This window comes from Actinocatenispora rupis (assembly GCF_016861975.1).
Classification (GTDB): domain Bacteria; phylum Actinomycetota; class Actinomycetes; order Mycobacteriales; family Micromonosporaceae; genus Actinocatenispora; species Actinocatenispora rupis.
In genome coordinates this window covers 24798-36474 of record NZ_BOMB01000033.1, presented here as the reverse complement: position 1 = coordinate 36474, position 11677 = coordinate 24798, and the positions used below count along the sequence as shown (strand labels likewise).

The window sequence follows — 11677 nt, the reverse complement described above, 5'->3', positions numbered from 1 at the left end:
TCCACGCCGGGAGCGGCCGAGGCGCTTGACACCGGAAACGACGGTTCGCTGACGCCGAAAGCGCGGGGCGCTTGACGCCGGGAACGACGGTTCGCCGACGCCGGAAGCACGGGCGCTGGCCCCCGAAATGGGGCGGGCGCAACGGGCACACGACGGGCCGGCACGTACGTGAGCGGCCGGCCCGGTCGGTGTCAGATGCGCCGCAGCACCGTGACGACGCGGCCGAGGATGGTCGCCTCGTCACCGGGGATCGGCTCGTACGCCGGGTTGTGCGGGACCAGGCTCACGTGCCCGTCCCGCAGCCGGTACGTCTTCACGGTGGCCTCACCGTCGATCATCGCGGCCACCACGTCGCCGGACTCGGCGACCGGTTGCTGCCGCACCACGACCCAGTCGCCGTCGCAGATGGCCGCGTCGACCATCGAGTCACCGCTGACCCGCAGCAGGAACAGGGTGCCCTCGCCGACCAGCTCGCGCGGCAGCGGGAACACGTCCTCGATCGCCTGCTCGGCCAGGATCGGCCCACCGGCGGCGATCCGACCCACCATCGGCACGTACGCCGGCTCGGGCGCCGGGTTGATCGGCGCGCCGTCCGTGCCGGCGACCTCCTCGGTGTCCCGCACCGGTCGGATGTCGACGGCGCGCGGCCGGTTCGGGTCGCGACGCAGATAACCCCGCCGCTGCAAGATCCCCATCTGGTACGCCACGCTGGACGGTGAGGTGAGCCCCACCGCCTCGCCGATCTCGCGCACGCTCGGCGGGTAGCCCCGGCGGTCGATCGAGTCGCGGATCACCTCAAGGATCCGCCGCTGCCGCACCGTCAGGTCGCCGGTCTGGGCGTCCGGGAACGACGCCACGTCCGAACCGCCGGGCTCCTTGCCCTTGCGTCCGGCCGACCGTGTCGACAGCGGGGTGACCCGGGCGGACCGCCGCCGAGATTTACTGGTGGGCTGGCTGTCCCCGGAACGGGTGTCCCGGCCGTCGTCGGCGTCCACGTCCGCATCCCTTCATCGGTCTGGGTGAGCCCTCGCGGGCTCCCGCCGGCACCGCGGCAGCCACGGAACCGACCCGCGCGGCGACCACACCGGCCGACCCGACCGGAACGTCGGACGCCGCGCATCCTCGTCACCGTTGACCGTATCGGCACATCCGCCACATGCCAAACATGTGTTCGAGAGACACGCCGACAAGCTCTCGATATCCGGGCCCGACCGCTGGTATGAATCGTACGTGCGTTCGATCGAACGTGCGTTCGATCTTGCGGAAGTCGTTCCTTTGGGGGAGTAACGATGGCGGCAGGGTACGGAGCGACGTCGGGACGGAGTACACCCGGCGGACGCGACCGGTCGGCCCACCGGCTGCACGGCCTGGACGATCCGGGCCGACCGCGGCTCCGGCTGATCCAGGGCTGTGCCGGCCGGTCCGCCGACGCCGCGGGCGGCCGGGTGCGCCGGGCGGCGTCCACGGTCGGCCAGGACAGGCGCGGGCGTACCACCGCGGGCCGGCGTACCGGGGGGTCCGTGGGTCGTGGTGGCTGGCGTCGGTCGCCCGGCCGGGTGGGGGCGTCGGGGCGCGGTGCAATGACGAAGAGTGCGGAGCGGCCGGCGGTGCGTGCCCGGGCCGTGCGACGACCGCGGCCGCCGGTGCGGCTGACCCGGCGCGGCCGGTTGGTGGTCGGTCTGGCGGTGGCGCTGCTCGCGATCGGGCTGGGACTGCTGGTCGGCACGCCCGGCGGGGCCGAGGCGACCCCGCGGCGGGTCGAGGTGCGGCAGGGCGACACGCTCTGGTCCCTTGCCGACCGGTACGCTCCCTCCCGCGATCCCGTGGGCACGATCGAGCGGATCCGCCACCTCAACCACCTCTCCGGGTACACCATCTATCCGGGACAGGAACTGACCTTCCCGGTCGTCGACTGAACGGCCGTCGCGGGTCGGTGGGCGTCTTCTGTCCGGCATCGCCGGTGCTGTCACCAGGGTGGGTGGAAGTGACACGCCGAACTGCCTGTCAGCTTGCGATATCTGGGCCGACGGAATAGCGTCAGACCCAACATCTAGTAGTTACAGCCCTGTAAGATATCCACAAGTTGGGGTTAGCGACCCCGACGTCCAGTTCCGAACGATCAGCCGCGAGCCCACGAGTGGGCCTCTTCGCGTTGCCCGGATTCCGGGTGTGCCGCGGCGGGTCGGGCAGGTCGCGACGACAGGAGGTGTTCGACATGCGGTGTCCGTACTGTCGGCATCCCGAGTCCCGGGTGGTCGACTCCCGGGAGGCCGAGGACGGTCAGCTCATCCGTCGCCGGCGGGCCTGCCAGGAGTGTGGCAAGCGGTTCACCACGGTCGAGGAGGCGGTCCTCGCGGTCGTCAAGCGCAGCGGGGTGACCGAGCCGTTCAGCCGGTCGAAGGTGATGTCCGGCGTGCGCAAGGCGTGCCAGGGCCGGCCGGTGAACGACGACGACCTCGCGGTGCTGTCGCAGCGGGTGGAGGAGAGCGTCCGGGCGCGTGGTGCGGCCGAGGTGCCGAGCCACGACGTGGGCCTGGCCATCCTCGGGCCGTTGCGCGAGCTGGACGAGGTGGCGTACCTGCGGTTCGCCAGTGTGTACCGCTCGTTCGACACGCTGGCCGACTTCGAGCGGGAGATCGCCACCCTGCGGGACGCCCGCGGCGGTGGGGACGACCAGGGCGACGGTGGTGGCGGCGGTTCCGGTGAGCGCGCCGGACCCGAGCCGGACCCCGGCCGGCAGCGGGTGGCGACGGCCCGGTCGGGCGTCGGCTCCGCGGACGGCGCGGGTGGCAGACCGGCCAAGGTCCCCAGCGGCTGAGCCACCGGAACCAGCGATGCGGCGGAGCCGTGTCAGGCCGGCGTACCAGGCCGGTCGGGTGGGCCGGAGCGGCAGGCCGGGCCGGTGGTGGCGCGGAGCCGGACCGTGGCGGCCCTCGAACAAGGCGGATATCAGGCACCGGGCGGGGCCCGGGCAGCCAGTAGTACGGCAACACGACCGAACCGAACGGACCGTGGCTCGCCGCGGCGACCGGGCGTGGTCGTGCGTCAGGTGGTGCGCCGACGTCGGCGTACGACCGCAGCAGCACGAACGCACAACGCACAGCGGCCGAGGCGAAGACGCCGGGCGGGTGACCGGCCGGCGGCGGAACGGGACACGGAGCGATGCGCGGAGCACGCGCGGCGAAGAGGGGGAAGGCGATGACCGAGGCGGTGGGCACCTCGCCCGATGCGACAGGCAGTAGGAGCCAGCGGGGGGCGAAGAAGCGGCAGGGCAAGGGCCTGACGATCGAGCGGGTGTGGACGACCGACGGTGTCCACCCGTACGACGAGATCACCTGGGAGCGCCGGGACGTCGTCATGACGAACTGGCGGGACGGGTCGGTCAACTTCGAGCAGCGCGGCGTGGAGTACCCCGACTTCTGGAGCGTCAACGCCACCAACATCGTCACCTCGAAGTACTTCCGCGGGGCGGTCGGTTCGGCGGAGCGCGAGTGGAGCCTCAAGCAGCTCGTCGACCGGGTCGTGAAGACGTACCGGAAGGCGGGGGAGGAGAACGGCTACTTCGCCACGCCGGCGGACGCCGAGATCTTCGAGCACGAGCTGACCTGGATGCTCGTGCACCAGTTCTTCAGCTTCAACTCGCCGGTCTGGTTCAACGTCGGGACGTCGTCGGCGCAGCAGGTCAGCGCCTGTTTCATCCTGTCGGTGGACGACTCGATGGACTCGATCCTGAACTGGTACCGGGAGGAGGGGCTGATCTTCAAGGGCGGCTCCGGCGCCGGGCTGAACCTGTCGCGGATCCGGTCGTCGAAGGAGCTGCTGTCCTCGGGCGGGACGGCGTCCGGGCCGGTCAGCTTCATGCGCGGGGCGGACGCGAGCGCCGGGACGATCAAGTCCGGCGGTGCGACGCGGCGCGCGGCGAAGATGGTCGTGCTCGACGTGGACCACCCGGACGTCGAGGAGTTCGTGCAGACCAAGGCGCGCGAGGAGGACAAGGTCCGCGCGCTGCGGGACGCCGGGTTCGACATGGACCTGGGTGGCAAGGACATCACCAGCGTCCAGTACCAGAACGCGAACAACTCGGTACGGGTGTCCGACGAGTTCATGCGGGCGGTGGAGGCGGACGGTGAGTTCGGGCTGCGGTCCCGGACCAGCGGCGAGGTCATCGAGACGATCCGCGCGCGGGATCTGTTCGGCAAGATCGCGCAGGCCGCGTGGGAGTGCGCCGACCCGGGCCTGCAGTACGACGACACGATCAACGACTGGCACACCAACCCGGAGACCGGCCGGATCACCGCGTCGAACCCGTGCTCGGAGTACCTGTCGCTGGACAACTCGTCCTGCAACCTCGCGTCGATGAACCTGATGAAGTTCCTGCGCGACGACAACACGTTCGACGTGCCGGCGTTCGTCAAGTCGGTGGAGCTGGTCTTCACCGCGATGGACATCTCGATCTGCTTCGCGGACTTCCCGACCGAGAAGATCGGCGAGACGACCCGGGCGTACCGGCAGCTGGGTATCGGGTACGCGAACCTCGGCGCGCTGCTGATGGCGACCGCCCACGCGTACGACTCGGACGGCGGCCGGGCGGTGGCGGCGGCGATCACGTCGCTGATGACCGGCGTGTCGTACCGGCGGTCGGCGGAGCTGGCGGGCGTCGTCGGCGCGTACGACGGGTACGCCCGCAACGCCGCCGCGCACACCCGCGTGATGCGCAAGCACGCCGCCGCCAACGACGAGGTGCGTCCGGTCGGTGACGAGGACCGCCGGATCCTGGCCGCGGCGGGCGAGGAGTGGCAGCGCGGTCTCGCCATCGGCGAGCGCAACGGCTGGCGCAACGCGCAGGCGTCGCTGCTGGCGCCGACCGGCACGATCGGTCTGGCGATGGACTGCGACACCACCGGCGTCGAGCCGGACCTGGCGCTGGTCAAGTTCAAGAAGCTGGTCGGCGGCGGCTCGATGCAGATCGTCAACCAGACCGTGCCGCGCGCGCTGCGTTCCCTGGGGTACCAGGAGGAGCAGGTCGAGGCGATCGTCGAGTACATCTCCGAGCACGGGCACGTGGTGGACGCGCCGGGCCTGCGCCCGGAGCACTACGAGGTGTTCGACTGCGCGATGGGTGAGCGGTCGATCCGGCCGATGGGGCACGTGCGGATGATGGCGGCGCTGCAGCCGTTCCTGTCCGGCGCGATCTCCAAGACGGTGAACCTGCCGGAGTCCGCGACCGTCGCCGACATCGAGGACGTGTACCTGCAGGGCTGGAAGCTCGGCCTGAAGGCGCTCGCCATCTACCGCGACAACTGCAAGGTCGGGCAGCCGCTGTCGGCGAAGAAGAAGGAGCCGGCGAAGGCGGAGGCGCCGAAGAGCGAGGTCGTCGAGTACCGGCCAGTGCGCAAGCGGCTGCCGAAGTCGCGGCCGTCGCGGACCACGTCGTTCTCCGTGGCCGGCGCCGAGGGCTACCTGACCGCGTCGTCGTACCCGGACGACGGCATCGGCGAGGTGTTCCTCAAGCTGGGCAAGCAGGGGTCGACCCTGGCCGGCGTGATGGACGCGTTCTCGGTGGCGATCTCGGTGGCCCTGCAGTACGGGGTGCCGCTGGAGACGTACGTGGAGAAGTTCGTCAACATGCGGTTCGAGCCGGCCGGCATGACCGACGACCCGGACATCCGCATCGCGAACTCGGTCATGGACTACGTGTTCCGCCGGCTGGCGCTGGACTTCCTGCCGTTCGAGCAGCGGTCCGAGCTGGGCATCCTCACCTCCGCGGAGCGGGCGGCCGAGGTACGCGGCGAGGACCCGGCGTCGGTGCACGTCGTCGACGACGGTGTCGACCTGGCCGGGCTGGCCGCGTCGGCGCCCACCGTGGAGCGTCGCGTCGAGGAACCGGCGCCGGCACCCGCGCCGACCGCGCGCGCCGGTTCGTCCACCGAACTGCTGGAAGCGGTGCAGGGCAAGGCCGCGGACGCGCCGCTGTGCTTCACCTGCGGTACGAAGATGCGCCCGGCCGGTAGCTGCTACGTGTGCGAGGGCTGCGGGTCCACCTCGGGCTGCAGCTGACCGGGGACCGCGCCGCATCCGGGAGTACCGGGTGCGGCGCGGACACCGCGACGTGACGGAAGGGGAGCCGGTGCGTTCACCGGCTCCCCTTCCCGTGTGCTCACACGGCAACCGCGCACCGTCGGCGGCCCGGTCGACGCACCGCGACCGGCGGCGGCACGAGGCCGCCCGAGACAGCCCGGCGCAGGCCGGGGCCGGGGCACCCCGCGGCTGCCCGCGGCGCCGGCCCGGGACAGCCCGAGGCGACCCGCTGCGACGTGCGAAGCCCGCAACGACACCGTGCTGGATGAGTGAAGCCCCCGCAACGAATCGGCGCGGGAGCGCGAAGACCTGCGACCCAGCGCGGCTCACCGCAGCCTGCGGCAACTCGCGGTCACCCACCCGCCGTCGCGGCTCACCGGCGTTCGCGGGCGCCGCTGCGACGTGCCGTGGCCCGCGACGTGTCGTGGCCCGCGAGGTGTCCCCGCCCGCGACGTGCCGTGGCCCGCGGCGTACTGCGGTGCTCCGGTCAGGCGGAGCCGGTGACGACCTGGCCGTTGGCGACGTGTACGTCGACCTTGTCGAGCGGGCGGGGCGCCGGCCCGGAGACGTTCTTGCCGGTGGTGGCCTGGTAGACCGAGCCGTGGCAGGGGCAGTGCAGTTCCTTGCCGGCGGGCGCGACCGTACAGCCCTGGTGGGTGCAGATGGCGCTGAAGCAGACGGCGGTCTGCGCGGTGGGCCGGGCGACGATGAGCGGTTTGCCGTCGGGGCTCTTGGCGGAGACGGCCTGGCCGACCTGCACCTTGTCGAGCGCGACGAGGGTCGTACCGGCCTTGACGGACGGTGCCTTGCTCTGCCCGGACCCGGACTGCCCGGTGCCGGACTGCCCGGAGTTGCCGCCGCAGCCGGCAAGGGCGGTGACGCCGGCGGCGCCGGCGATTCCGGCTCCGGCGGCAAGTACTCGTCGTCGACTGGTGTCTGGCATTCCGGCCTCCCGTTTCGTCGGTCAGTGTCTCCGACCGGACACGGAGCGGGCGCCGGAACGGTTCAAATTCCTTGACGGCGCGGGCCGGGTGACCTAGCGTCCCCGCCCGGGAGCCGCCGACGGGGCGGCCGTGCACGAGAGGGGGCGTGCGATGTCGGTCTGTCGTACGGCGCTTCCGGGCCGGGACGTCTCGTCCTGAGCCGGTCGCCGTTCACCTTGTCGTGTACGGAGGCTTCATGTTGTTTCGTCCCACCGCCGCCGCGGAGTTGGATCGCGTGTCGGCGTTGTTCAGCACGGGTGATCCGGTCAACTGGGTCGACGCGGCGCGGTACCGGTCGGATTTCGCCGATCGGCAGTACCGGCCGGAGTGGACGTGGGTGGCGGAGGAGCGCGGCGAGCTGCTCGCGCTGGCGGTGTGGTGGTCGCAGCCGACCAACGACACCCCGACCACCCTCGATCACCTGTACGTGTCGGATCGGGTGGCGGACCGGGCGGGTGTCGCGGCGGGCCTGTTGACGGCGGCGCACGAGGCGTACGCGGCGGCCGGTGCGAGCACGCCGCCGGAGTACCAGCTGCGGTTGCCGAACGAGTGGCGTCGCCGGGATCCGGTGCAGGCCGAGATGGCGTGGCGCCGCGCGGCGGTGGAGCGGGTCGGGCTGACCGAGGATCTGGAGCGCCTGCAGTACGTGTGGACCGCGGACAGCGGGGTGCCGGAGTCGCGCGGTCGGCTGGTGTTCGAGCCGGAGCCGTCGGACGAGGCGTTCGTGGACGTGTTCCGGCAGGTGTCGGTGGGCAGCTTGGACACGACGACGCGGCGGCACGTCGAGGCGTACGGGCGGGCCGCGGCGGCGCGGGAGGATCTGGACTTCTACCTGAGCGCGCCCGCGACCCGCGACTGGTGGCGGTTGGCGCGGGACGCGGACGGCGCGCTGGTCGGGTTCGGCATCCCGTGGCACAACCCGGGCGGGCCGAACGTCGGATACCTGGGCGTGCTGCCGGAGTCGCGCGGCAACGGGTACATCGACGAGATCCTGGTGGAGATCACGCGGTTCCACGCGGCGAACGGGGCGCGCCGGATCACGGCGACGACGGATCTGGTCAACGTGCCGATGCAGAAGGCGTTCGAGCGCAACCGGTACCGCAACACCGAGGTGCGGCTGATCCTGTCCGCACCAGTACCGTCCACAGTGGATGGTCCACAGTAGACCTCAGCGCGAACCGGTGACGGCGGCGGCTTTCCGAACTGGTACACGTCGATGCCGTGGTGACACTGCCGGTGGCCGCGGTGGCGCGGATCGTCGGTGTGGCACCGATCCGGACGATGCTGCCGTCCGCGTCCTGCACGGGGATCGGCGTATGACCCGGTCTCCGCGGTGGGCTTGCGCAGCGGTTCGCGGTGCCCCGACGGCGAGGTCCTGCACAGCCTGCGGTACGACAGGGGCACGCCGTCGCGGCTGCCGGCGAGCCTGCTGCTGCGGATACCGGAGGGACCGGCGCTCGATTGCGCGGCGGGCCACGGCGCAGGAGTACCAGGACCGGACGGCGACAACCGACCGCTGCCGTCCGGTCGGCGCAGCGTCCGGTTCGCTTCAGGCTCCCTGACGAACCTTCAGAATCCCTTATGTACTAGGGAAAACAGGTCTGCCAGTGCCTGGCGTCGGGGTTGCCTGGGCGATATCGTCGTGGATGACCGAAGCGTGATCGGGAGGTGCTGGCCCGCCGGCGGCCGCCGTGCGTCGGCACCTCGCCGGGGGCAGCCCCGCAGAGGAGGTGTCCCCATGGGGGATGCGACGAACATGAGGGTCAGCAAGACCCAGCTGGCGCACGCCATCGAGACGTTCGAGACCCACCACACGGCACTCGCGAGCGCGGCGCAGCAGGTCGTCGGCACGGTCGAGCCGGTCCTCAACGTGTGGTCCAGCGAGGGGGCGATCGCCGCCGCCACCACCCACATGGACGTGCGGGACACGTGCAACCGCCTGATGAACGCGCTGAACCTGCTGCAGGCCGCGGTGTCGAAGGCCAGCCACAGCTACGACAGCAACGACACGCTGGTGGCGCAGGAGCACGACGAGGTCGCGGCGCAGGCGCCCCCGGAGCTCGACCGGGCATGACGACCGGGGTGGCCGGGCCCGCCGTACGGCACGATCCGCGACCACCCTCCGGGGCAACGCCCCGCGCCGTCGTCCGGGTGGTATCGCCGCGCCGGACGCCGGACGCGGACGGGATCGAGGACGCAGACCAGGAGGAGCACGATGAACGACCCGGATCTGCTCTACGTCGTCGGCGGTGACCTGACGCTCGCCGCCGCCGCGCTCAGTACGATGCACGGCCAGATCGTCGCGATCGACGACGAGATCAGGAAGATCCGCGCGTTGGAGCGGGACAGCGCCGCCGGCACCGACTTCACGACAGCGGTCACCCAATGGAACTCGGCGGCCGGCGAGCTGGAGGCGCTGTACCAGCAGTTCTCCGGGACGACAACCGCCGGCGACGACCGCTACACCGCGGCCGACGGCGCCGCGCGCGCCGCCGTCCCGCACTGACCGCGGCGCGTACGCCGACCGGGTCACCGGGTCACCGCATCTGGCTGCGTGGTGGCCCGGAGACCCGGTTTCGCCTGCACGGTCCCGAGTTCGGACCGGTTCGCGGACCGTCGCATGTGGACCGTCCACCCCGGACGGCGGTGTTGGCGGACCGTCCACTGCGGACGGTGCGACCGGGGCCGCGGCGTGGTACCGGTCTGCCGGGCGTACGCGGCGGTCGCGGTGGGGGCGAGCACCCCGCGCCACGGGGTCGACGGGGTCGCCGAGCTGGGAACCCTCGCTGTGGCTGTCGATGGCGCCGACGCCGACCATGCCTGACGGCCTCGCGACCGACCCGCCGAACTGTCCGGCCGCATTACCCGTCGTGCTGGTTGCCGACCGCGGCGACGACCGCGACGTCGGCGCGCCGCGCGACAGTACCGGGGAGTTCAGCGCCGCCGTCGGGAACCGTTGTGTGGCAACGGGACTCGGAGGTGACGGCGAACGCGGGTGGTACGACGGGGGAGGACCCGGGCACGGTGGACGGCGCGTCGGGAGTGTCGGACGTTGACGCGGCGGGCACGGGGGGCGAGGCTCGCGTGGTGGACGTGTCGGGGGGTGGGCCGGGCGTGGCGCGGGTCCGGGCCGAGGTGGCGGCGTGGGCCGGCGGGCACGGGATCGGGCGGCCGGCGGTGGAGGTCGTGGATATACCGGGCGGCGACCCGGGTTCGGTGGGCGCGCTGTCGTTCGGGGTACGGACCGGGCAGGGCGACCGCGACTACCAGCAGGACTCGGCGTTGACCGGCGCGGTGGCGGGGGTGGCGGACGGGCTCGGCGGCGGCCCTGCCGGCGACGTGGCGTCCGGGCTGACGGTACGGGAGCTGGCCGAGGTGGCCGAGGGTGCCGGCCCGGCGGACCTGCTCGGCGGCGTGGCCGCGGCCCAGGGTCGGCTGCTGGCGGAGGCGCCGGTGGGGTCGGCGACCACGCTGGTCGCCGGCGTCGTCCGGGACGGCGTACTGACCGTGGTCAACGTCGGCGACTCGCGGGCGTACCTGGTGCGGGCGGGGGAGTCGGAGGCGCGGCAGCTCACCGTGGACCAGGAGACCGCGGACGGGCTGCTGACGCAGGCGCTGTCCGGACCGGGCTGGGACCGTACGGTGGTGCCGCAGTTGGTCGCGGTGGAGCTGGCGCCCGGCGACACCGTCCTGTACGTCAGCGACGGCGTCTTCCAGGCGCTGCCGGACGGGCGGGAGGCGTTGTCTCCGCGGGAGCTGGCCGCGCTGGTGACGACGGACCCGCAGCGTACGGCGACGGCGATCCACGACGCGGCGCGGGAACGTACGGCGCCGACTGGGATGGGCGACAACGTCACGGTGGTGGCGGTACGCGTCGGCGGCCACGGCGAGACGCTGGACGGCCTGCGCGGCACGGTGCGCGTGCTGCCGGACGGCACCGCCGACGAGTCCGGCACGCCGTCGCCCGCCCTCGACGCCGTGGTACGCGACAGCACGCCGGTGGCGCCGGCCCCGCCGGTCGCCGTGCCCGTCTCGATGTACCGGTCCGCTCTGGTCGCCGCGATCCTGCGGGACGTCCCGGACGCCGCCGGCACGCTGTTCGACTTCGCCGACGAGCGCGCCATGGCCCATCTGGTGCTCGGCGATCCACCGAACCTGCGGCTGTCGCGCGAGTACACGGTGTTGTCGGGGTTGCTCGACGGGCCGGGGCCGGTGGACCGGGAGGCGCTGGTCCGCTGCCACAACCGGATCACCTGGCTCGAACGGCAGTTCGTCCGGCTGGCCCTGGACGTCGAGGCCGGGTGGGAGCCGCCGGCGGCGGACAACGGTGCCGACGGTCGGACCGTGGCGCCGGACACGGACGGCGACCGGCCCGCCGACGCGCAAGGTGGTCCCCGACCGTCCACATCGGATGGTCCCGGCATCGGCCGCCGCCGACTGCTGAACTGGTACGACGTACCGCTCGGCGACACCGACGACCCACCCGACCCATCGGGTACGGGCCGGTGAGCGCGGGTCCGCCGGGGTCGCGGGATCGGCCGGCGGGCAACGGATCCCGCGCCCGCGTCCCCTCCGGTACTTCCGGTTACCTCAACGGTGTCCAAAGCCGTTGCGGG

At 72.4% G+C, this 11677-nt stretch carries 8 protein-coding genes and 1 pseudogene; 7 read left to right on the top strand and 2 right to left on the bottom strand.

Translation table 11 applies throughout. The features are described 5' to 3' along the window. Positions 1-191: 191 nt before the first annotated feature. Positions 192-857, bottom strand: a complete 666-nt coding sequence (gene lexA / locus Aru02nite_RS27985; protein ID WP_373324995.1) for a transcriptional repressor LexA — start codon at positions 855-857, stop codon at positions 192-194. Between the two features lie 765 nt (positions 858-1622). Between lexA and Aru02nite_RS27980 the strand changes: the two genes are divergently transcribed. The 3 genes and pseudogenes from Aru02nite_RS27980 to Aru02nite_RS27970 all read left to right on the top strand — a co-directional run bounded on the left by Aru02nite_RS27980 (position 1623) and on the right by Aru02nite_RS27970 (position 6057). Further along, on the top strand, positions 1623-1916 hold the full coding sequence (locus Aru02nite_RS27980) for a LysM peptidoglycan-binding domain-containing protein (RefSeq protein ID WP_203662669.1): 294 nt from the start codon (positions 1623-1625) through the stop codon (positions 1914-1916). 299 nt (positions 1917-2215) lie between these two features. Continuing rightward, a pseudogene (gene nrdR, locus Aru02nite_RS27975) lies at positions 2216-2668 on the top strand (transcriptional regulator NrdR); the annotation flags it as partial. 530 nt (positions 2669-3198) lie between these two features. Beyond that, positions 3199-6057 carry a vitamin B12-dependent ribonucleotide reductase gene (locus Aru02nite_RS27970; protein ID WP_203662666.1) on the top strand — a complete coding sequence of 953 codons (2859 nt, stop codon included), beginning with the start codon at positions 3199-3201 and terminating at the stop codon, positions 6055-6057. Between the two features lie 508 nt (positions 6058-6565). On the opposite strand, the gene Aru02nite_RS27965 is transcribed toward Aru02nite_RS27970, so the two are convergent. Continuing rightward, positions 6566-7021, bottom strand: coding sequence for a QcrA and Rieske domain-containing protein (locus tag Aru02nite_RS27965; RefSeq protein ID WP_203662665.1), 456 nt, complete (start codon positions 7019-7021; stop codon positions 6566-6568). Positions 7022-7257: 236 nt separating this feature from the next. Between Aru02nite_RS27965 and Aru02nite_RS27960 the strand changes: the two genes are divergently transcribed. From Aru02nite_RS27960 to Aru02nite_RS27945, 4 genes are all read left to right on the top strand, one after another. Beyond that, positions 7258-8226, top strand: a complete 969-nt coding sequence (locus Aru02nite_RS27960; RefSeq protein ID WP_203662664.1) for a GNAT family N-acetyltransferase — start codon at positions 7258-7260, stop codon at positions 8224-8226. Between the two features lie 573 nt (positions 8227-8799). Next, the gene (locus tag Aru02nite_RS27955; RefSeq protein ID WP_203662663.1) at positions 8800-9135 is read left to right on the top strand and encodes a WXG100 family type VII secretion target; all 336 of its coding nucleotides are present in this window, start codon (positions 8800-8802) and stop codon (positions 9133-9135) included. Positions 9136-9276: 141 nt separating this feature from the next. Then, positions 9277-9567 (top strand): hypothetical protein, encoded by a 291-nt coding sequence (locus tag Aru02nite_RS27950; protein ID WP_203662662.1) that lies wholly within the window; start codon positions 9277-9279, stop codon positions 9565-9567. 581 nt (positions 9568-10148) lie between these two features. Next, a complete protein-coding gene (locus Aru02nite_RS27945) occupies positions 10149-11570 on the top strand; it encodes a PP2C family protein-serine/threonine phosphatase (protein ID WP_203662661.1) in 1422 nt (473 codons plus the stop codon). Positions 11571-11677: the final 107 nt, after the last annotated feature.